Origin of the sequence: Bradyrhizobium guangzhouense, from assembly GCF_004114955.1 — a bacterium.
GTDB lineage: Bacteria > Pseudomonadota > Alphaproteobacteria > Rhizobiales > Xanthobacteraceae > Bradyrhizobium > Bradyrhizobium guangzhouense.
In genome coordinates, this window is the sequence record NZ_CP030053.1 from 4,933,643 (window position 1) to 4,955,041 (window position 21,399).

At 64.6% G+C, this 21,399-nt stretch carries 22 protein-coding genes; 7 read left to right on the forward strand and 15 right to left on the reverse strand.

Annotation, left to right across the window (positions count from 1 at the left end; all coding sequences use genetic code 11):
• Positions 1-24: 24 nt before the first annotated feature.
• A complete protein-coding gene (locus XH91_RS23720) occupies positions 25-717 on the forward strand; it encodes an L-2-amino-thiazoline-4-carboxylic acid hydrolase (protein WP_128952816.1) in 693 nt (230 codons plus the stop codon).
• A gap of 30 nt (positions 718-747) precedes the next feature.
• On the opposite strand, the gene XH91_RS23725 is transcribed toward XH91_RS23720, so the two are convergent.
• From XH91_RS23725 to XH91_RS23740, 4 genes are read right to left on the reverse strand one after another with little or no spacing between them, the layout of a single operon-like run.
• Complete coding sequence (locus tag XH91_RS23725; protein WP_128952817.1) at positions 748-1,512, reverse strand: hypothetical protein; 765 nt, start codon at positions 1,510-1,512, stop codon at positions 748-750.
• 2 nt (positions 1,513-1,514) lie between these two features.
• The gene (locus XH91_RS23730) at positions 1,515-1,709 is read right to left on the reverse strand and encodes a hypothetical protein (RefSeq protein WP_128954972.1); all 195 of its coding nucleotides are present in this window, start codon (positions 1,707-1,709) and stop codon (positions 1,515-1,517) included.
• On the reverse strand, positions 1,709-2,152 hold the full coding sequence (locus XH91_RS23735; RefSeq protein ID WP_128952818.1) for a hypothetical protein: 444 nt from the start codon (positions 2,150-2,152) through the stop codon (positions 1,709-1,711). The genes XH91_RS23730 and XH91_RS23735 overlap by 1 nt, the downstream gene beginning before the upstream one ends.
• 26 nt (positions 2,153-2,178) lie before the next feature.
• Positions 2,179-5,586 (reverse strand): CHAT domain-containing protein, encoded by a 3,408-nt coding sequence (locus XH91_RS23740; protein ID WP_128952819.1) that lies wholly within the window; start codon positions 5,584-5,586, stop codon positions 2,179-2,181.
• A 94-nt stretch (positions 5,587-5,680) separates the two neighbouring features.
• Here XH91_RS23740 and XH91_RS23745 point away from each other — a divergent pair, with 94 nt between their 5' ends.
• Positions 5,681-6,655, forward strand: coding sequence for a dienelactone hydrolase family protein (locus tag XH91_RS23745; RefSeq protein WP_128952820.1), 975 nt, complete (start codon positions 5,681-5,683; stop codon positions 6,653-6,655).
• 10 nt (positions 6,656-6,665) lie between these two features.
• On the opposite strand, the gene XH91_RS23750 is transcribed toward XH91_RS23745, so the two are convergent.
• Positions 6,666-7,427, reverse strand: coding sequence for a hypothetical protein (locus XH91_RS23750; protein ID WP_128952821.1), 762 nt, complete (start codon positions 7,425-7,427; stop codon positions 6,666-6,668).
• A 15-nt stretch (positions 7,428-7,442) separates the two neighbouring features.
• Positions 7,443-7,631 (reverse strand): hypothetical protein, encoded by a 189-nt coding sequence (locus XH91_RS23755; protein ID WP_128952822.1) that lies wholly within the window; start codon positions 7,629-7,631, stop codon positions 7,443-7,445.
• Between the two features lie 253 nt (positions 7,632-7,884).
• On the opposite strand from XH91_RS23755, the gene XH91_RS23760 reads away from it, so the two are divergent.
• Positions 7,885-8,859, forward strand: a complete 975-nt coding sequence (locus XH91_RS23760) for a DUF2336 domain-containing protein (protein ID WP_128952823.1) — start codon at positions 7,885-7,887, stop codon at positions 8,857-8,859.
• A 109-nt stretch (positions 8,860-8,968) separates the two neighbouring features.
• On the opposite strand, the gene XH91_RS23765 is transcribed toward XH91_RS23760, so the two are convergent.
• The 5 genes from XH91_RS23765 to XH91_RS23785 all read right to left on the reverse strand — a co-directional run bounded on the left by XH91_RS23765 (position 8,969) and on the right by XH91_RS23785 (position 12,491).
• The gene (locus XH91_RS23765; RefSeq protein WP_128952824.1) at positions 8,969-9,313 is read right to left on the reverse strand and encodes a DUF1491 family protein; all 345 of its coding nucleotides are present in this window, start codon (positions 9,311-9,313) and stop codon (positions 8,969-8,971) included.
• Between the two features lie 2 nt (positions 9,314-9,315).
• Positions 9,316-9,609, reverse strand: coding sequence for a BrnA antitoxin family protein (locus XH91_RS23770; protein ID WP_128952825.1), 294 nt, complete (start codon positions 9,607-9,609; stop codon positions 9,316-9,318).
• On the reverse strand, positions 9,590-9,850 hold the full coding sequence (locus XH91_RS23775) for a BrnT family toxin (protein WP_128952826.1): 261 nt from the start codon (positions 9,848-9,850) through the stop codon (positions 9,590-9,592). Before XH91_RS23775 ends, XH91_RS23770 begins: the two co-directional genes overlap by 20 nt.
• Before the next feature lie 96 nt (positions 9,851-9,946).
• A complete protein-coding gene (locus XH91_RS23780; protein ID WP_128952827.1) occupies positions 9,947-10,660 on the reverse strand; it encodes a peptidoglycan-binding domain-containing protein in 714 nt (237 codons plus the stop codon).
• Positions 10,653-12,491 carry a PAS domain-containing sensor histidine kinase gene (locus XH91_RS23785; protein ID WP_164933767.1) on the reverse strand — a complete coding sequence of 613 codons (1,839 nt, stop codon included), beginning with the start codon at positions 12,489-12,491 and terminating at the stop codon, positions 10,653-10,655. The genes XH91_RS23780 and XH91_RS23785 overlap by 8 nt, the downstream gene beginning before the upstream one ends.
• Before the next feature lie 406 nt (positions 12,492-12,897).
• Between XH91_RS23785 and XH91_RS23790 the strand changes: the two genes are divergently transcribed.
• A complete protein-coding gene (locus XH91_RS23790; protein WP_128952829.1) occupies positions 12,898-13,344 on the forward strand; it encodes a DUF5330 domain-containing protein in 447 nt (148 codons plus the stop codon).
• A gap of 69 nt (positions 13,345-13,413) precedes the next feature.
• Positions 13,414-13,842: a SufE family protein gene (locus XH91_RS23795; RefSeq protein WP_128952830.1), complete on the forward strand. Its 429-nt coding sequence runs from the start codon at positions 13,414-13,416 to the stop codon at positions 13,840-13,842.
• 67 nt (positions 13,843-13,909) lie between these two features.
• On the opposite strand, the gene XH91_RS23800 is transcribed toward XH91_RS23795, so the two are convergent.
• On the reverse strand, positions 13,910-14,326 hold the full coding sequence (locus XH91_RS23800; protein ID WP_128952831.1) for a Ros/MucR family transcriptional regulator: 417 nt from the start codon (positions 14,324-14,326) through the stop codon (positions 13,910-13,912).
• 161 nt (positions 14,327-14,487) lie between these two features.
• The gene (locus tag XH91_RS23805; RefSeq protein WP_164938302.1) at positions 14,488-15,357 is read right to left on the reverse strand and encodes a DUF308 domain-containing protein; all 870 of its coding nucleotides are present in this window, start codon (positions 15,355-15,357) and stop codon (positions 14,488-14,490) included.
• A 309-nt stretch (positions 15,358-15,666) separates the two neighbouring features.
• On the opposite strand from XH91_RS23805, the gene XH91_RS23810 reads away from it, so the two are divergent.
• Together XH91_RS23810 and XH91_RS23815 are read left to right on the forward strand one after the other, a co-directional pair.
• Entirely contained in the window at positions 15,667-17,316 is a 1,650-nt protein-coding gene (locus XH91_RS23810) for an ArnT family glycosyltransferase (RefSeq protein WP_128952833.1), read from the forward strand.
• Between the two features lie 178 nt (positions 17,317-17,494).
• Positions 17,495-18,274 (forward strand): class II aldolase/adducin family protein, encoded by a 780-nt coding sequence (locus tag XH91_RS23815; protein ID WP_128952834.1) that lies wholly within the window; start codon positions 17,495-17,497, stop codon positions 18,272-18,274.
• Between the two features lie 251 nt (positions 18,275-18,525).
• Here XH91_RS23815 and XH91_RS23820 read toward each other — a convergent pair whose 3' ends face one another.
• Positions 18,526-19,920, reverse strand: coding sequence for a M20/M25/M40 family metallo-hydrolase (locus XH91_RS23820; RefSeq protein WP_128952835.1), 1,395 nt, complete (start codon positions 19,918-19,920; stop codon positions 18,526-18,528).
• A gap of 25 nt (positions 19,921-19,945) precedes the next feature.
• Positions 19,946-21,274 (reverse strand): glycosyltransferase family 87 protein, encoded by a 1,329-nt coding sequence (locus XH91_RS23825; RefSeq protein ID WP_164933995.1) that lies wholly within the window; start codon positions 21,272-21,274, stop codon positions 19,946-19,948.
• Positions 21,275-21,399 lie beyond the last annotated feature (125 nt).

A 21,399-nucleotide genomic window follows, 5' to 3' on the forward strand; every position in this document is an offset into this window, starting at 1 on the left:
TATTTCCCAACCATCAGGTGCCCCATGGCTCAAACCATCCATCCCTTCTACGAGGCCCATCGCGATGCGATGGAGGCCGCGATGCGCCAGCGTCTCGACCTGGCCGAGCCGATGCTGCGCGAGCGCGCGCATCTCACCGACGTCGACGCCATCAGGCGGCAGGTGATGGACGAGTTCGCCATCGTGCTCACGCAGATGCCCTATGTCGGCGGCGCGGCCGGCCGCATGAGCGATTTCTTCATGCGCCTCACCGGCTTCATGGCCATCAGCCGCGTGCTGCGGCGACATCGTGTGCCGGTGCCCGTGATCGGCGAGATCGAACGGCAGATCTACAAGGCGCAGCTGCTCACTGAGCCCGAAGCGGACCGTCTCGCCGCAGGAGATCAATTCATGTCGGCGGAGAACCAGATTTTGCTGCGCGAGCAGGCCGCAAAGAGCGTGACGGAAAGCCACCAGGCCGAATTTCCGGAGGACTTTGTCTATGATTTCGTCGAGCCCGGCCCGGCCGACAGTTTCGAGTTCGGCATCAACTACAAAGCCTGCGGCTTCTGCAAATTCGCCGGCCGTCACGGCGACAAGGATATTCTGCCGAATATCTGCGGGCTGGATTTCGACGCCTACGCGACGCGTGGCATTCATCTGGAGAGAACACAGACGCTGGCCGGCGGCGCAAGCCACTGCAATTTCCGCTTCTCGCGATTGCACCGGGAGGATTGACTTGGTACCGCCGGCGCAACCGGCAATAAGCTATCCGAGCAGGCCCTTCAGGCCGGCATAGATCGAGCCCACCGCGGTCGCGGCGACGCCGGCGAGCGGGCCGACCGTCTGCATCAGGTCCTGGATCAGGCGCGCGCGGCGGCGGAGCTGTTCCTCGCCGACATGCTGCCCGAGCAGCCGCGCCATCCTGAAGGCGAACGCATTGGGCTTGCCGCCCTGGCCCAGAACGCGCGGCAGGACCTGGAAGATCACGACTCCCAATATGTTTCCGGACACGAAGGCGAGCAGGATGCTCGCACCGTATTCGAACACTTCGCGCCATTCGACCCACACGGTGGGCAGGATCGGAACGTCATCGTGGAATCCGGTCACCGTCAGCATCGCCTGGATGCTGACGCTGGCGAGCAGCAACGCCAGCACGAACGCACCCGATGTCGAGACCCGGTGCAGCGGATAGGCCGCGAACCCGAACAGCAGCGGGATCACGATCGAGGCGATGCGGAGCGGAATCGGCGACAGATTGAAGGTGATGGTGACAAGAATATGCGCGAGCGTCAGCAGCACGGACGGAATGACGACGTAGAGGACGGCATGCGTCCCGTAATAGCGCAGCGGATTCCTGTAGCGCTCGAGCCGGACGTTGACGCGGTCGAGATCACGCCTCAGCTTGTCCAACTCGGCGACGATGTCGTCGATCTCGAGCAGCGTCGGCCGCACGACGCGTAAGTCGCGCGAGCAATGCTTGCACGCGATGGCTTCGTCCTTGATCGTCTCGGCGCAGAACGGGCACTCCATCGTCAGCGCGACGCCCTGCGCCGCATGATGGTCTCGACCTCGTCTCTGGCCCGCGCCAGCTCGTCGCGCAACTGGTCGCGCTTGCGCAGGAGATCGTCGCGCTCGGCAATCAGCGTCGCGGGCACGGCGATGTCGCGCGAACAGGATGCGCAGACCAGCGCGCGATCGGCATTCTCGGCCTGGCAGTAAGGGCACATCACTTGGGTGCGACCTTGAGGGTGAAGATGGCCGTGCCCGGCCGCCCGTCGCTGTCCTTGATGTCGACCCGCATGGTGTAATCGCCGGGCGGCAATTCCGCATCCAGCATGTTGATCCCATCGGCCTGCACGAACGGCTTGACCCGGGACGTCAGATCGACGTTCGGCGTGCGGAGGAACATCACCTTGACCGAATCAGGATCGATCTTGGCGCCCCCGAACGACTCGAACTTCAGTTGGAGCTTCAAGGGAGAGGCGACGGAATCTCCGGGCGAGACGAACTCCACCTTGGGACCGCGCAGGATGCCGCGCCGGTCGGCGGCGACCGCACCCTTCGGCGGCGGCAGCTTGGCCTCCTCTTCCGTGATCAATTGTGTCGCCCGCGACGCTCCGGAAAACAGGAGACCCGCCGCAACCAGCCCGAGCAAGATATTCCGCGTCATCGTCCTTCCAATCTTCTCAAGATCAATCATCGCACGCCGCCATCACCGATGATCGTATACGGCGCCCAGAACAGCGGGTGCGCGTAGGCGAACTCGGTCTTGCCCTCGCCGTTCAGGTAGCCGGGACCGTCGACCAGGGCCATCATCGCCTGCCGCAGCGCTTCGCTCCGCGACAGCTTTGGATCGTCGGCCTGCCGCTTGAACAGGTCGGTCACGAGCTGGCGGGCCGATTGAGAATGCACCGACCAGTTGGTCACCAGCAGCGCCCGCGTTCCGGCATAGAAGAACGCGCGGCCGAGGCCGGAGGCCGCCTCGGCCCCGGCGCCCGCGCCTGCGCCGGTGTTGCAGGCGGACAGGATGACCCAGTCGGCGTCGAGCTTCAGGCCCAGGATTTCCTCCATGGTGAGCAGGCCGTCTCCGCCTTCGCCCGTCACCGCCGGCGAGGACAAGGCAAGAGCCGGCTGCGTCAGCCCGTTCAGCTCGCCCGGCACGAGACCATGGGTGGCAAACGCGATGATCCTGAAGCCGGACAGATTCATCGTCTTCACGGCGCTCTCGGTCGCGTTCTTGCCGAGGAACAGCACCTTCGAGGGATCCGCCTGCAACGCCAGCGCGATCGATTTGAGCTCGTCGGCCGTATCAGGAAGACGGGGCAACAGGCCGAGCTCGGCGCTGTCGACGCCTTCGAGCTTCGGGCTGCTGCGGCGCTTCAGCGGCATGCCGCGCGTGACGTTGCCGCCGACCTCGGCAACCTGCACCTTGCTGTCCTCGCTTTCCGCCTCGGCTTGCTGATCCCGGTTGAAATAGGGATCGCCGAACGCCACGAGATCGCCGCGGCCGGGCTTGCCGGGCGGCAACTGCCGCAGCGTGCGCAGCGCAGCCGCAGAAGGCACCGTCGAGACGGCATGGGTCCGCGCCAGCCACGGCACGTTGCGATAGCCGACGAACAGCGGATCCTCGTCCGCGGCCACTTCCGCAGGTGCGGTCGGCAGCAGCGACAGCGGCAAGAGGCCGAGCGCGCCGTTGGTCACCACGATCAGGTTCTTGGCCGGCTTCCATCCGCTCTCGACCGGCTTGAGCAACAGTTCGTAGAGCTCGTAGGCCAGCTTCAGATCAAACGGCGGAATGTCCGAGATCATTGCCGCCTGCGGCTCGAGCGCCTCGCGCAGCTTGCGGATCTTGGTCTCGATGTCGCCGCTCCTGGCGTTGACGGCGGCAAAGGCCACCGGACCCGATTTCGGCACGGCCCAGACGAAGCTGCCGTTCTGGCCGAAATAGAACGACAACATCGCTTCGTTGTCCGACAAGGTCGCGCGGATCTCGGCGACACTCGGCGGCTTCGGCGAAACGAGATCGGCATAAACAGGGAATTTCTGCTTGATCTCCTGCCGCGCCTTGTCGCGTTCACCGCGCAAGGCCGTGATCGACGCCTGGATCTGCTGCACCCCCTTCTCGTCGCGCTCCGCCGAGGGAATGGCGAGGACGTTGTTGAGCGTGCCGAGCTGGGCGTTGACCTGTTTTGTCAGATCCTGCTCCTTGCGGACGAGCTCGGCGAGCGCGGGATCCTTGGCCGCCGCGCGCGCGCTCGAGGCCGCCAGCGCCTGCTGCACGGAATGGCCGCGGATGGCATCGGCCAGGCTGAACGTCTCCTCGCCGACGGCGCCGCCGGTGCCCTCGGCCCGCGCGAGCAGCAGCAAATAGCTCTCGACGATGGCCTGCAGCCGCTGGCTGCGCGCGGCCACGACGGTCGTGTTCTCGTCGTCGGCGTTCTCGTTGGCGTTCGCCATCATGATCGGTATGGCGGCCTTGAACTCCCTGATCGCGTCGGCATCGCGCCGCGCGCGCATCAGGCCGATCGCGAGGGTGCCGCGCGCCGAGGCCGCATCGAAATGGTTCTCGCCGACCCGCCCGATCTGCTTCTTGACCAGTTGCTCGGCGGCGGCGATGCCGGCGTCGAGCTGGCCGGAATTGTAGAGCGCCAGAATGCGCGCCGGATTGAGCTCGATGACCTGGCGGCGCTGCGGATCCCAATTGGCGACCGCCTTGTCGATCTGCGCGAACATCTCGTTAGCTTCGGCATTCTTGCGCCGCAGGTTGAGAATACCGGCGAGCTGCGAGAGCAGCTGCACGGTCGATTGCGAGTCATCGGGCACGCCGACCGTCTTGTCGATCTCGAGCGCGACGCGGCCGAGCTGCTCGGCTTCCTCGTAACGGCCCTCATCGACCAGGACTCCGGCCAAGCCCATCACGTAACGCGGCATCACCGGATTGTACTTGCCGGTGTCCTTCAGGCGCGACAGCAGCGCCCGGCGCGCGTCGACCTCGGCCTCGGCGAGCCTGCCCTGCCGCGCCTTCATGCGAGCCTGGCTCAGCACCATATAGTCGATCGACTGTAGGATGACGGTCTCGGCGGGAGGATTATCCGAGTCCATGATGCCCTTCATGCCGGCGCGCTTGCGCTGCTCGGCCAGGCGATAGGCGGCTTCGGCTTCCTTGAACTGTCCGCGCGCCTCGAAGATCATGGCGCGGGTGCCCTCGATTTCCGCCTCCCAATTCTGCCCCATCTTCGCATAGGAGGCGCGCCATCCGGGAAGGCCGCTGGTGCGAGCCTCCTGGATGCCGGCCAGGCTGCGCCGCAGATAGCCTTCGGCCTGCGGGATGTCGCCCATTTGAATGAGAATGCCTGCGATCGAGCGATTGGCGTTGAACAGATACCCCTTGGCGCCCGGCATCGTGGCGACCTCGCGCAACTGCCTCTGCATGATCTCGAGGGCGCGCTTCGGATCGCCGGCGGCCGAATATTGCAGGGCGGTAAGCTGGGTCAGCCGGCCCAACATGCTTGCGCTGACGGCGCCGCGTCCCACCTCGACGGCCTTGTTGGCGTCAGCGATGGATTCGGCAAGCCGTCCAAGCTGGGCGCGCGCATTGGCGCGGTCGAAGTAGAGCTGGGCGAGATCCTCGCGGGACTCTTTGCCCGTCGGCGTCGAATCCGCATCCGCCTTCAATTCCGCAATCAGCTTCTCGTTCGGCTTTTCGCTGTCGAGGATCGCGGTGATGTCGGAGATGGTGCGGGGCGGCGCGATGAAATCCTTCGGCAGTGCGGTCCCCGGCGCCAGCTTGGGCGCTTCTTCCTTCGGCACCTCGACGGCGACATTGGCGCGGCCATTGGCGGCGTTGAGGGCCGCCATCACACAGGCCTTGACCTGCGGCGAGGCCTTGGCGCGGCATGCTTCCCGATCGGCACCGCCGCCCGCATGCATACAGGCCTGCACGATCGGCCGGCCGACGGTCATCCGGCAGTTCTCGAGTGCCGCCTCCTTGGTCAGTGCGGCAGCCGAGCCTGATGATCCCAGGAGAACGGCGAGGACCAGCAGTTTTCGCGGCAGGGAAACATCCAGACGGCTCTTAACCGAACTTGCGGCGTAGAAGCTCATCGCGAAGGACCTTGGGTGAAAATCACTTGAAGAAACGGGCCAATCCTACCCCTATTGCCCGGGAGAACAATCACCAATCGGTAGGGTGGTCGAAATGCTCAAGAGGGTCAGCGGCAGCATTGGGGGCCGATTCCTCGGGCGCGCGCGCCAGAGGGGGCGACACAGGCTGATCGCGCTGGCTGTCGGGCTGCTCGCTGGATATAGCCCCGCAAGTGCCGTGGACGGGCCGGAATGGAAGGCGGCGGTCTGGGATGCCGAGGCGATCTATCGCGGAGCAACAATCGCCCCCGACCTCGTTCTTCCCGACATCGGCGAGACGGCCGACCGGCTGACCTCGCCGCGGATGGCACTGATCAAGCCTGATGGCTCCGGTCCGTTTCCGGCCATCGTCCTCATGCACCAATGCGGCGGGTTGAACGTCGCCGTTGCGGCATGGGCCGGCGTCGCCGCCTCGCACGGCTATGTCGTCCTGCTCGTCGACAGCCTGGAACCGCGTGGCGTCAAGAGCGTCTGCTTCGGTCCCAAGAACGGCGTGAACTTCTTTCGGGGCGCGCGGGATGCGCTGCAGGCGGCCGAACATTTGCGGCGAATGCCTGATGTCGATGCGCAACGAATTGCGCTCGTCGGCTTTTCATGGGGTGCGATGGTGGGCCTGCTTGCTGCCAGCCCTCACTACGTCGAAGCCCTGAAGTCGGGCCCGGGCTTTGCGGCTGTCGCCAGTTTTTATCCCGGCTGCTTCCGCATCACGCCGCAACAACGGCCGCCCTACGATCTGGTCAATCCAGACGTGTCGCGACCACTTCTGGTCCTGATGGGCGATGCGGACACCGAGACGCCCGCGCAGCAATGCCTCGACAGGCTCGAAATCCTCAAGCGAGGCGGCGCGCCCGTCGAATGGCATCTCTATGCGGGCGCAACCCACTGCTGGGACTGTCGGCAACTCGACGGCCTCAACAAGATCGACGTCCGCGGCGATCACGTCGCCTATCATTTTCGTCAGGACGTAACCGACGATTCCCGGCGCAGGCTGTTCGAGTTCCTTGACCGCGTCATGCCCAGACGACCGTAGCGGCCGGCGCTCAGCCCTTTGAGACGACCGCGCGTCCGTAAGGAGGCTGCGAGATGATGGGCGGATTGGTGGTTTGCGCGGCGAGCTCGCCGATCAGGCGATCGGCGTCGGCGGCCATGCCGTCAGGTGCCTGGATCACCAGCCGCTCCAGCGCCCAGCGATAGGACGAGACGCGCTGCTCGAGGCTCTGCTGCACCCACTGGACGATCAGCGAGTTCTCCTGCATGCGCGCGACGGCGTCGGCCTTTTCCTGCGGCGACAGCGCGGAGACGCGCGCCATGCTGGCATCGCGTTTCCTGTCGAGATCGATGACGCGGATCGCGCAGGCAAAAAACGGCTCGAAGCGGGTGATGTCGTTGCGGACGTCCTCGATCAGCTGCGCATAGCGCGACGAATGCGAGCGATGCGGCTCGTCGATCAGCGTGCGCCCATACATGGTGCGATCGAACACGACTTTCTGGTGCCATGGCGACGGCAGGGCCCGGTAATCGCCGAACACGCTCTTCCAGGCCGGCCGGGACAGCGGCGGCTCGATCATGGGATAGGCGAGATCGCGAAGCTGGCGCTCCTCGTCGGTCAACTGGAACTGGGAGGACTTCAGGCCGAGGCTGCCGGTGGCCTCAACGCCGAGCCAGCTGTGCATGTCGTCGCTGCGCATGTCGGCGCGAGTGCGGCCGAAATCACCGCCGCTGCAGCCAGCGAGCGAGGCGCCTGCAGCCGCGAGCAGAAGGGCCGATAGAACGGTGCGGATCTGGCGAATGGTATCGGGCATTGCAAAAGCCGCGACTCAGCGGCGACGACGACGGCGCCCCGGCGCGGTGCCCTGCTCCGGTCCACGGTCGCCGCTGGTTTCGTCGCCGTCGCGCTCGATGCGGATGACGGGAAGGATCAGAATCGTTCCCATGTCCGCGCGCGGTGTGACGTCCCCCGACGAGCCCACCCGGCGACCGGCCGGAAATTCGATGATGGTCCCCATGTCAGCTCTCTCGATTGCCGCGCGAGCGAACGCGCCCCAGCAACATGGGGGTCATTAGGATCAGTTTATGGTTAACGGGGTGTAAACATGGCCTTTCGACCGTAACCGCACGGACCGGCGCACACCGTCCCGCAACGACACGAGACGGCTTGAATTGAGCGGACTTGCTTCACATCTCGTTTTCCTTAACGAGCCTTTAAAGGAACCCTTGATAGGCTGAGACAACAGTTCTTCCCGAGTTGCGTACGCCTCCATGACCAAGTCGCTGTTTCCCGGATTCGACGGGCTGATGACACTCTCCCGCCGCGAGGGCGTCGATGTACGCCCCACTTTGCTGCGCGTGTTGACGGATCTCTATGTCCAGGCCAGCACTCACACCGAGGACGAGCAGCGGCAGTTCATCGAGCTTGCGACGCGGCTGATCGACCAGGTCGACGATGCGACGCGCGCCTCCGTCAAGGCGAAGCTGGCGATCTATCCGCACACGCCCGTGCCGGTGCTGCAGAAGCTCGGGCTGGTCGCGGCGCAGGAAGGCCGCCGCGTGCCGCTGGCGCGCGCAATCCCGCAGCCCACGCCCGCCCCCTCGCCTGCCCGCACGCCGACCGACGCGGAAGCGCGCATGGCCGCCAATATGGCGATGCAGCCGAAGGAAGCGGCCGAGATCCACGACATGTTCTTCGGCGCCGATGCGAGCCAGCGCGCGCTGATCCTGCAAAATCTGGCGCAGACGCCGCTGAAAGCCGCGCCGCGCATTCCAACCGTGCACGCCAAGCGCGCGATCCAGGTTCTGGAGATGGCGGCGATCGCGGGCGATGTCGACAGCTTCGCCCACGAGCTCGGCGACACCCTGATCCTGCCCTCGCGAGTCGCAGCGCAAATCGTCGACGATGCCGGCGGCGAAGCGCTTGCGGTTGCCGCGCGCGCGCTCGACATGCCGAGCCCGAACTTCCAGCGCATCCTCTTGTTCTTCAAGCCAGCGATCGGAACCTCCGTGAACGAGGTCTATCGGTTGTCGCGGCTCTATGACCGCCTCAGCGACCGCTCGGCGCTGGTGATGCTCGCGGCCTGGCGCGGCTCGACGCTCGCCGTCACGCGCGCCAAGTACCAGCCGTCGTTGCACGACAGTGAGAGGCAGCGCGCACGCGGCGCATCCAGCCAGTCGCGGCCGAGCGTGCAGCCCGGGTCGAGCCCCGCGGTGCGGACAGGTTCAAGCGGATCAGAGCGCTAAAGCCTCGACGTCGTCATTGCGAGCGCAGCGAAGCAATCCAGAGTCCCTTCGCGGAAGGATTCTGGATTGCTTCGTCGCAAGGGCTCCTCGCAATGACGGTGGGAATGCATCACGTCTTCGCCAGATCCAGAAAATGCCGCCCGGCGCGGTCCTCGGTCTCGACGATCCAGGCATCCGGATCGAAGCGAAGCTCCTTGGTCAGGCGCTCTTCCACGGCGGGTTCGGGCACCGGCTGCGGCGCGATCGGCACGAAGAAGCGATCGACCGGGCGGCCGTCGTCATAAGAGGTCTGCGGGGCCGGCACGTAGAGCATCGCGTTGCCGTCGAGCAGCGACACCTTGACGAACACCGCGCCCGCCTCTTCGGCGCCACGACGGCGCACCGCGCCGAACACGCCCTCGGTCTGGCACCGGCGCAAATAGGCTGAGACCCAGATATTCGATTTCAAACGCATGATTAACCCGTGGCAGAGCTGCGCTTGCGCTTCACCACCTTGACGAGGGTTTCATCAATCCGACTCTGCCAACCCGGGCCTTCGGCCTTGAAATAGTCGACTACGTCCGGGCTCAGGCGCAATGTCACTTGCTGTTTTGTCGGGGCTTTGTTGGGACCGCGGCCTTTCCGCATCGTCGGGAAGACCTCATCGAAAGTCCTTGCCTTGGCAAAGTCGCCCTTAGTCCATTCTGGATTATCGCTCACCGCACGCAAGTCCCGCGCGGTGTACCCCTTCTTAGCGGCGGCTTTCTTCATAGAGCTTCCTTTCCTTCTTGCTGCCGGCGCGCATGCTGACGATGCTTACGCCCTCGGATCCCCGGGTCGCAAAGATGACCGAGACGACACCACGAATTGTGACGCCGATCGCGCGCCAGCGGTTGCCATAGGTGGCCAAAACCAGGGCATTGTCGAAGAAGGCCTCGTTGAGATCAGCGAAATCCATCCCGTGCTTGTCGAGATTGGCTCGGCGCTTCGGCTCGTCCCAAACGATTTTCACAAGATTATTTTGTAACTACAAAATAACCTGAAGTCAATTGTGATCAGCGGCCGCCGCGCGGGGGTGACAAGCACTAACATCGCCGCAGAATGACGATTATTCGACGGGATGGCCGATCGCGGCGGCGAGCTCGCGCAGCAGGCGATCCGTCACCTGGCCGGTGACGGGCAATTTGTGCTGGCGCTCGAAGGTCTGGATCGCCGACTGGGTCTCGCCGCTCATCGTGCCCGTGATCTTCAAATTGCCATAGCCGTATTCGGACAGCGCGCGCTGCACGCCGGCCAGGCGACGCGCTGCCGGGCTCTGCTGCGGGATCGGCGCCGGCGGCCGCGCGACGGCTATCGCAGACGGTGACGGCGTGGGTGCCGTGGCCTTGATCACCAGATTGGTCATGGGATCGCCCGAACGCGGCGTCGAGGCGGTCGTTTCAGTGGGCTTCTCCGGCGCCTTCTCGGCCGATTTGGGTTCGACGCGAAACTCGGTGGCTTTCGGCTCGAGCGGCGAGGTATCGGCGCCGACGGGGCGCGGGCGCGGCATGGGGCTGACCAGCGACGCCGGCGACGGCGCGGGAAGATTGATCACGTTGCCGAACATCGGCGCCGGATGCCGGCCGGTCTGCAGGAACAGCGCGTTGGCAACGATGGCGGCGATGGCTGCGGCGGCGACGAAGCCGGCCAGCGTATCCTTGGGACTGTGCAAGAGCACGCGCATCACGAGATTGCGCTCGGTCTCGACATCGATGACCGCAGCCTTGGCCTTGGCGCCGCGGCGGCGCGGAGCGGTTTCGTCGTTGGCAGACTTCCTAGGCACTTTTCTTCACCAGAGCGGGTTGGTCCTGAACGTCATGACGCTGCGGCGTCAACGTCGCGATCTTGCTCGCCGCCGGCTTTGCTTGCGGCGGCGTGTAGACGAGCGGCAGCTTGACGGTGACGGCGGTGCCCTCACCGAGCTTGCTTTGTACCGTCAATTCGCCGAGATGCAACGACACGAGGCTCTTCACGATCGAAAGCCCAAGGCCGGTGCCTTCGTGCCGGCGCTCATAGGTCTTGCCGCACTGGAAGAACGGCGCGCCGATGCGCTTGAGATCGTCGGGCGCGATGCCGACCCCGGTGTCGCTGATGCGCAGCGTGAGCTGCGAGGCCGACGCCGACGCTGACACCGTGACCTGGCCGCCGCGCTCGGTGAACTTGACGGCGTTGGCGACGAGATTGAGCACGATCTGCTTGAAGGCCCTGGGATCGCCGGTCATCACGGGCAGATCCTGCGGCGCGTCGGTGATGAGATCGATGCCGCTCTCGCGCGCCTTCAGCGCCAGCAGATTGCAGCAATGCATCAGCGCGGCGCGCGGCGCGAACGGCTCCGACGCAATCTCGAAATTGCCCGATTCCATCTTCGACATGTCGAGGATGCCGTTCACCACGGACAGCAGATGCTGGCCGGAGGCGTTGATCAGCTCGGCATATTCCTTGCGCTGGGACGCGGCCAGCATCAGGGCCTGCTCCTGCGCGATCATCTCGGAGAACCCGATGATGGCGTTGAGCGGCGTGCGCAGCTCGTGACTCATGGTGGCGAGGAAGCGCGTCTTGGCGGCGTCGGCGGCTTCCGCCGCGCTGCGGGCCTGGTCGAGCGCCTGCTCGGACAGCTTGCGATCGGTGACGTCGCGCATCACCGCGACGACTTCGAGATCGGCGGCGACGTCGTTGTAAGGATTCTGGCGCTGGTCCTGGTCGAGCGGCCGACAGCGCATCTCGACCCAAATGAAGTCGATCTGGCCACGCTCGGAACCGATGGGGTCGCGCCGGAGCCGGAATTCGACGCTACGGACATCGCCACGCGCGGCGTCCGACAGTGCGGTGAGATAGGCCGGGCGATCGGCAACATGGACGCGATCGAACAGGCCATGACCGAGCAGTTGCGCGGCCGGCATGCCGAGCATGGCTTCCGCCGCCGGCGAGATGAACTGCACCGCGCCGTTGCGCTGATGCCGCGAGATCACGTCGCTCATATTGCGCGCCAACAGGCGATAGCGCTCCTCCTCGCGCGAGAGCAGCGTGACGCTGGTGCGCGCAAGCGACTCGGCGCCGAAAGCAAGGCCGGCGGCATAGAGCGTCGCCGAGGCAACGCCGAACGCCATCATCATGCTGCGCCCGGTTCCGCTGAGCTCACCGGAAGGCAGCCAGCCGAACTGGCTGAGCAGGATCAACAGGGCCGCGCAGGACAATGCGAGCACAGAGGCAAAGGCAGCGACACGGCGCGAGGCCGACAGTGCAGCCTCGAGCGGAACCACGACCAGCCAGATCGCCGCAAATGATTCGATGCCGCCGGTGGTGGCGGCGATCGCCATGATCAGACCGGCGAGCGCCAGCGACGACAGCACATGGGCGCCTTCATAGCGCCCGGTGCGCGACAGGAACCAGGACAGCAGGATCGGCGCGATCAGCCAGGCGAAGGCCGCGACCTCGATCGCGCTCGGCGCGCCACGCAGGACGAGATAAACGGGAAATGCGGCAAAGGCGGCCAGGCTTCCGAGAAGCCGCGGCGCCATGAAGGCCCGATGCCGCGCACGCGTCAGCGCATCGTAACGCGCGGAGGGATGCAGCAGTGCATCGAGACAATCGCGGATGATACTCAAAACTGTCACGGGTCTCGCGCTTCGGCTCACTCGTCAAAAGACGCGCCGGAACGCCTCCTTGTCGTTGAGCCACCGTGTCAGAGCGACCTTAAACGAGTGCTAAGGCGGATCGGCCGGCCGCCGAACTGCATGTCATCGCAGAGATTTTTAGGCGATTTGGCGATGTCATCATCGCAGATGGTGAACACAGGGTTTCGCCGTCCCGCTCATGGTTTCGAATTGGTGGATACACGGGGCCGGAGGACCACGGAGGCCGGCATCAATCGAAAATTTACGAGACTTCGTCTTGCGAAGATTTTTGCGTAAATTTTCTGCGAATTAAGCTCAAGGCAATCACTTGCGATTTATCGAGAGTTGCTAGGTCGCTGGTCCCGCGGAGATCGCCGCGGGCAAGATCTAACTACAGGTCGATAAGATGCGCTTTCTGCTCCGCATCACATTCTGGCTCGGGCTGGTGCTGGTGCTCCTGCCGCGGGACAAGACGCCCGAATCGGAGAAGCTGCCGAACATCGGCGCTGCCGACGCGGTGCAGGCTGCGACCGCGGCCGTGTCCGACATGAGCCAGTTCTGCAAGCGTCAGCCGGCGGCCTGCGAGGTCGGCGGACAGGCCGCGACCATCATCGGCCAGCGGGCCCAGGACGGCGCGCGCAAGATCTACCAGATCATCAACGACAAGAAAGAACAGATCACCGACGAGAAGAACGAGAAGACCAACAGGAACGACAAGAAGGCCCCCGACCATACCGGCTCGATCACGGTGGCTGGCGAAGGCGATGCCACCGCGAGCGAGGCGCCGCAGGATACGCTGACCCAGGACGATCTCGCGCTGGAATGGCGCGGCCCCGAAGCGACCGCGAATTAGGCCCCAAATCCTATCGATTTCGACGCTTCGCGTGCCTATATTGGCCTGAATGGGAACCACGGGCCATCAATGACTGAGATCGACGACATTCGCGAGAATTTCGAGCTTCTGGACGATTGGGACGACCGCTACCGGTACGTCATCGAGCTCGGCCGCACCCTGGAACCGATGCCCGAGGCAGAGCACTCCGCCGAGAACAAGGTGAATGGCTGCGTCAGCCAGGTCTGGCTGCAGAAGACGGTCGATCGCGGCCATGGCGCGCCGATCCTGAGATATCGCGGTGACAGCGATGCACACATCGTGCGCGGGCTGGTCGCGATCGTGCTCGCGCTCTATTCCGGCCGCACCCCGCAGCAGATCCTCGATACCGATGCGATTGCCGTGTTCAACGAGTTCGGCTTCCGCGACCATCTGACACCGCAGCGCTCCAACGGCCTGCGCTCGATGGTCGAGCGGATCAAGACGGATGCGAAAGAGGCGCTGGCGGAGGCGTCGTGAGAAGGTGCCGTAACGAAGTTGGTGGATTACGCCTTCGGCTAATCCACCCTACCGAGTTCGCATCGGACTACTTCCCCTTCTTCCGCTGCTGCTGACCGAGGCCCATCTTCTTCGCCAGCTGCGAACGGGCCACCGCGTAGTTCGGCGCGACCATGGGATAGTCGGCCGGCAGGCCCCATTTCTCGCGATATTGCTCGGGCGTCATGTTGTACTGGGTGCGCAGATGGCGCTTCAGCGACTTGAAGCGCTTGCCGTCTTCCAGACACACGAGATAATCAGGCGCGATCGACTTTTTCAGCGAAACCGCGGGCTTTGCCGGCTCGTGCGGCGCCTCGACGCGGCCCGACGACACCCGCGTCAACGCACCATGCACCTGGCTGATCAGGTTTGGAATCTCGCCCGCCGGCGTCGGGTTATTGCTGAGATAGGCCGAGACGATGTTCGCCGTCAGCTCGATGAAATTCTTAGCCCCTGCATCCGACATGGGCGCGACCTCTCTCCAATCCGGCTCCGTCGCGTTGCATTGGCGGCAGTGAAGTATTCTCTGTCAACAATACGTTTGACCGAAATACGACGACTGGCGATTATGAACTGATTACTGATCTCGCGACAATAGCCGCGCGACTTTACTTGATGGGAGCAGCTTCAGCCGCCGCGCTGGTCGAGATGCGCGCGCAGTTCGTCGATCGAGGCAAAGCGCATCATGCCCTCGGGCATCTGCGCCTCGATCGAGCCGTCGGAATAGAGCGAATAGGCCATGCCGTCGACGATTCCGGATTTCAGCACCGTCACCTGCGGCTGTTCGGCCGACGGCGGCTCGGACGCAGGCGAGGCTGCGGTGGGCTGGGGCGCAGCAGGCTCGAACGTCGATGACGGACGCGGAGGCGGCGGCGGACGACGCGCCGCCGGCGGCTCCGGCGGCCGCCCGCGGTCCGGCTTCGGCCAGGCATCGTCGAAGCTCGCATGCGGCGCGTCCGGCGCGGCGGGTTCTGCGGAAGCTTGCGGCGGCGCGCCCTCGACGGCTTTCGCCTCGGCGCGCTCACGCTCCTTGCGCGAGCTCGAAGCGAACATCAGGTTCCGCTTGCGCGGTGGCTCCGGCGCTGCGGGCGGCGGTGGCGGGGCTTCCGGCTCGGCCGGCGCCTCGGCACGGGGGCGCGCGGGCGCTTCGGCCTGCCACGGCAGCGCGGCAGGCTGTGGCGGCTCTGGCCGCATGGCCGGAGCGGGCTCCGGCACAGGCGCGGCGAGCCCATTGGGCGAGGCAAGGCCCGGCGGCAGCACCGGCCTGACGCGAACCTCCGACGCCGCGGCTGTCCCGGCCAGCCTGCGGGCGATGGCCTGCAGCTCGAGCAGAACGACGTAGAGGCCTATCAGTAACATACCGGAGCAGACGCCGATCGTTCCGCTCTCTATGAGCGTGCTGCCGAGGCTGAAATCCCTGATGGAATAGCCAAACGCGACCGCAAGGAGGCCCGCCAGAACGGCGAAAATCCCTGCGATCAACAAAGCCACGCTCATCGAACTCACCCCCGGCCGCGCAACCATGCGCGACGCCTGCTACGCCACGATACCGTCATACTGCGTTCCACGCCAACGACCAATTGCCGCCACTGTTCCTAAAGGGAAGGATATCAGGGACTTATTCACATTCCCTTCAGCAATGGTCCGCTAGCTAACTTGTGCTCCAGATTGGAAATTGCTGCGTCGCATCAGGAATTTAGCCATAATGCCCAATTACTTGGTCATGGAACTGCGCTATAGGGATTCCGGGGAGCAGGCCCGCGCGCACCAGCAGGGCCACGAGGGGATTCCGGGTCACCAATAGCCATGACATCTATCACGACTTCCGCGATCGACACGCCTCAGGGGCGCTCGGTTGAGCGGACTTGCGACGACCTGGCCATGCTGGTGCTGGCTGCCGTCGCCGTCATCGCAGGCCTGACTTTCCGCGACTACGGGCTCGGCTGGGACGACTACACCCACGCCGAATATGCCGACCTGCTGCTGCGCATGTATGGCTCCGGCTTCAGGGACACCTCCGCCCTCTCCTTCGCCAATCTCTACATGTATGGCGGCGGCTTCGACATGGTCGCAGCCCTGCTGCACAAGATTATCCCGCTCGAGCTGTTCGAGACGCGGCGCCTGGTCGGCGCGATCGTCGGCGTGATCGGGCTCGCGGTGACGTGGCGGCTGGGTCGGCGCATCGGCGGACCTCTTGCGGGCCTGGCTTCGTTGTTGCTGCTCGCGCTCTGCCCGATCTTCTACGGCCACATGTTCATGAACCCGAAGGATGCGCCCTTCGCTGTGGCGATGATCATCCTGATGCTCGGCCTGGTCAGGCTCGCCGAGGAATATCCAAAACCCTCGCCGCGCACGATCCTGATCGTCGGCCTGGGAGCCGGTCTCTCGATCGGCTCGCGCATTCTCGGCGGGCTTGCGCTGGTCTATGCGCTCATCGGCTTCGTCCCGCTGTTCCTGGAGGAGCTGCGCAGCGAGGGCATCCGCGAGGCGGCCAGGCGTTTCGCCCATGTGATCTACGTGCTGCTGCCCGGCCTTGTGCTCGGCTATCTCGTGATGGGCCTGATCTGGCCGTGGTCGATCATGGAGCCCGGCAATCCCTTCGAGGCTTTGACCTATTTCTCGCACTTCTTCGAGAAGCCCTGGAAGGAAATGTTCGACGGCGCGCTCGTGTCCGTGCCCGACATGCCCTGGTCCTATCTGCCGACGCTGTTCGCGCTACAGCTTCCCGAAGTGATGCTGGTGTTCATGATCGGCGCCGTGGTCGGCACCATCGCCATGCTGCCGCGGCGCGCGATTCCGGCGCGCCGCAAGACCATCCTCTTGATGCTGACGCTGGCAGCGACCCTGCCGCTCGCGATCGCGATGGTGAAGCGTCCGGCGCTCTACAACGGCATCCGCCACTTCGTGTTCGTGATCCCGCCGATGGCGGTGCTCGGCGGCGTCGCCTTCGCCTGGACCATGGAACGCCTGCGCGCCAACCATCGGGCCTGGCAACCGGCCATGCTCGCACTGTTCTGCTTCGGCCTCGCACTGCCACTGGCCGAGATGATCCGGCTGCATCCGTATCAATACACGCATTTCAACCACATCGCCGGCACGGTGCGCGCCGCCGACGACCGCTTCATGCTGGACTATTGGGGCCTCGCCTTGAAGCAGGCCTCCGACGAATTGCGCGAGCAGCTGGTCGAGCGCCAGGAGGTTCCGCCGCGCAATCGCAAATGGAAGGTCGCCGTGTGCGGTCCGCAGCGCCCGGCGCAAGTGGCACTCGGCCCCGACTTCACCATCGGCTGGGATTCCAATGCCGCCGATTTCGCCATGACGCTCGGCGAATTCTACTGCAAGGGCCTCACCGCGCCCGTGATGGTCGAGATCAAGCGCGACGATGTCGTGTTCGCGCGCGTCTACGACATCCGCGGCCGCAGCATTTCCAGCCTGCTGTCGATCCCTGCACCGTAATCATTTTCTCCGGATCGGTAGCCCGGATGGAGCGACGCGAAATCCGGGGACAGCGGTCCCGCATTGCGCTGCGCTCCATGCAGGCTGCGCTTGGCTGCCGCGATTTCGTCGCCTTGCTGCCGGCTTCCCCGAAGACTAGGCTTCCTCCCCGCAACAACGAGGTTCGGAGAGATTTGCCATGTCGCCAGCGGAAGCCCGCCTGAAGGAAGTACCGTCTGACATGACGGAGGCCGAGTGGCAGCAACGGGTCAATCTCGCCGCCTGCTATCGTCTCGTCGCGCTGTACGGCTGGGACGATCTGGTCGACACCCACATCTCGGCGCGCGTGCCCGGTCCGAACCATCACTTCCTGATCAATCCCTATGGGCTGATGTTCGACGAAATCACGGCCTCGAGCCTGGTCAAAGTCGATTTGCACGGCAACCAGCTCTCCGAGAGCGAGTACAGCATCAACCCGGCCGGTTTCACCATCCATTCGGCCATCCATGAGGTGCGCGAGGACGCGATCTGCGTGCTGCATCTCCACACGCTCGATGGGACTGCGGTGTCGAGCAGCGCCGAAGGCCTGTTGCCGCTGAACCAGACCGCGCAGCTCGTCACCCACGACCTCGCCTATCACGACTATGAAGGCATCGCGCTCGACCACGACGAACGGCCGCGGCTGCAGAAGGATCTCGGCAACCACAATCACATGCTCCTGCGCAACCACGGCACGCTGACCGTCGGCCGCTCGGTCGCCTCCGCCTTCGAGCGCATGTACCATCTCGAGCGCGCCTGCTCGATGCAGGTGCGCACCCGCGCGCTCGGCACGCCGGTCTATCCGGTCGAGGCGATCGCGATCGAGAAGAACAGCGAGCTGCTCGCCAACCGCGACAACGCCGAGCTGCGCGCGACCACCCTCGTGTGGCCGCCGCTGCTGCGCAAGCTCGACCGCGAGAGCCCGGGCTACCGGTCTTGAGATTTTCATGAATGTGAGGTAGTGTCTTCGTCGAACTACCTCTGCACGTCTTGGAATGAAACGCCGTCCAATCCCGGGCGGCGTTTTTGTTTGGGGCTTTGTAGGGTGGGTTAGCCCTGCGACTGCGCAAAGCGCAGTTCGCGCGGCGTAACCCACCATGTCGCAGCGATTGCGGAGCGAAGTTGGTGGGTTACGACGAGCAGATGCGCTTCGCACATCCGCTCGTCTAACCCACCCTACAGCAGCTCGGCCTACTTCACCTCCGCCAGCGCCGCGAGGATGCGGGCCCAGGAGCGGATGCCTTTCTGGAAGCTGCGCAGATCGTACTTCTCGTTCGGCGAGTGGATGTTGTCGTCGTCGAGGCCGAAGCCGACCAGCAGCGAGTCGAGGCCGAGCGCTCGCTTGAAATCGGCAACGATCGGGATCGAGGCGCCGGAGCCCATCAGCACGGTCTCCTTGCCCCATTCCTCGGTCAGCGCTTGCTTGGCCGCAGCGAGCGGCTTCATGTTCCAGTCGAGCGCCACGGCCGGCGCGGCGGAATGGTCGCCGAACTCGACCTTGCAGTCGCCGGGAATCCTAGATGTCACGTAGTCGCGGAAGGCCTTGCGAATCTTTTGCGGGTACTGTCCCTGGACCAGGCGGAACGAGACCTTGGCCGAGGCATGCGACGGGATCACCGTCTTGGAGCCCTCGCCGATATAGCCGCCCCAGATGCCGTTGACGTCGCAGGTCGGACGCGTGGACGCCTGCTCGACCATCAGCCGACCCTTCTCGCCCGCGGGGATCGACAGGCCGATCGGCTTGAGAAACGTCTCGGGCGTGAAGTTGAGCTTCTTCCACTGCTCCAGGATCTCCGGCGGCGTATCCTTCACGCCATCATAGAAGCCGGGAATGGTGATGTGGTTGTCCTCGTCGAACAGCCCGCCCAGGATCTTGGTGAGCACCCGGATCGGGTTCATCGCCGTGCCGCCGAACACACCGGAATGCAGATCGCGACTGGCCGCGGTGATCTTCACCTCTTCATAGAGCAGGCCGCGCAGCGCCGTCGTGATCGCCGGCGTGCTGGGGTCCCACATACCGGTGTCGCAGACCAGCACGTAATCGGCCTTGAACTCGTCCTTGTTGGCCTCGACGAACGGCACGAAGTTCTTGGAGCCGACCTCTTCCTCGCCTTCGATCAGGAAGGTGATGTCGATTGGCAGTGAGCCCGTCACCTTCTTCCAGGCGCGGCAGGCTTCGACGAAGGTCATCACCTGGCCCTTGTCGTCCTCGGCGCCGCGCGCGACGATGATTTTGCGGCCGTCGGCGTGATCCGTGACCACGGGCTCGAACGGCGGACGGTGCCAGAGCTCGAGCGGATCGACCGGCTGCACGTCGTAATGGCCGTAGAAGATCACATGCGGCCGTCCGCCTGCCTTGACCTTGCCGACGACTGCGGGATGGCCTGCGGTCGGCCTTACCTCGGTCGCGACGCCGAGGCTCGCAATGTCCTTGGCCAGATGCTCGGCTGCCGCCTTGCAATCCGCGGCATAGGCTGGATCGGCGGAAATCGACTTGATCCGCAGCAGCGAGAACAGGCGCTCGAGGCTGTTGTCGAAGTCCTTGTCGATGTGGTCGAGCACGGTTTGGAGCTGCGCATTGGCCATGGTCGGATGTTCCGCTTTTGGAGTCTCAAGATGACTGCGATTTTAGCCCTGCCGCGGCGTCGGAGCTAGCCGCATCAGGCGGATGCCGGATGTGCCAGGCGAGCGCGCCGCCGATGATGGCCGTGGCGACGAGGTTGTTGCCCCAGGCCTGGATGGCGTTAGGAAACGGCGGCAGCGACAGCAGCATGAGGATGCCGGCCGCGCCGAGCGCGAGCCAGGTTCCCAATTGCACCTTGGGCCTGATGTCGAAGGCGGCCCGATGCATCAGCACCGTCAGCGGCAGGAACAGCCACATGAAGTAATATTGTCGTGCCAGCGGCGAGGCCACCGTCATCAGACAGAACAGGATGCCGAGCTCCTCGGCATCCGATCGCGCCGTTCGTTGCCGCTCTGACGGCATGACCGCGATAAATCCGAGCCCAAGCAACACGGATACCGCGAGCACGATCCAGTTCGCCGTCCTGTAGTCGACCTCGATGACATTCATCGTGCGCACCGGCTTGCTGGGGTCCTCCAGATTATAGTTGATCGGCCGGACCAGCCGGTGCGTGACGGCGATGATGGACTGGTTGACCCACGACCAGTTCTGCTCGTCGCGCTGGCCAAAACCCTTTTCGGAGCTCGAGCCGACCATGCCCTGGTACCAGGTGTTGAGCTCGGCGGCGTTGCGCTCGAAACCGCGGATCGGCGCCGGCACGATGTAGAGCAGGATGCCGACAAAGGCGAGCATGCTGACGACTGCCGCCCACTGCCGTCGCCACACCAGATAAGGCAGCACCGCGATCGGAAACATCTTGATGGCAGTGGCGAGCGCGAACATGAAGCCCGCCAACCAGGACCGCCGATGCTGGAGGCTCCAGAAGCCGAACAGCATCATCGCCAGCAGAACGAGGTTCGGCTGGCCGAGATCGAACATGTCGAACACGAAGGTCACGGTGACGAACGCCGGCAACGCTTCGAGCCACGGGCCCGGCCTGCGGTCCGACCCGGTCATGGCGTTGGACAGCATCCCGGTGTACCACCACGCCACGGCGTTCAGCACCGACAGCACGAGGTAGAGCGGGATCTTGCCAAACCAGCTCGGGATCGCGAGCAGAATCGCCGACAGCGGTGGATAGATGAACTCGAAATATTCGTGGACGTCGCTCGGATAGAGCGAGCCGCCATGCAGCACCTGCTGCCCGGCCCAGTACCACAGCGCATAGTCCTTGGTCTTGCCGTGGCTGAAGATCTCCGGACCGAGAACATCGGCGGTCAGGATCACGCAGCAGACCAGGAAGAGCAGGTCGAGCGGCTCACGCAGCGACAGAACACGGAGCGCGCCTGGTTTCTTGGGCGATAGGGCTGGGGTCACAATGCCTTCAATCTGCGGCCGGGAGAGGTGTCGATATATGTCTACCCGGACACAGGCCGCAAGTCCGCTTCCCCCTCCCGCGCGCGCGAGACAGGCTCCGGCAGTCCGGAAAGCGCTTCAAAAAT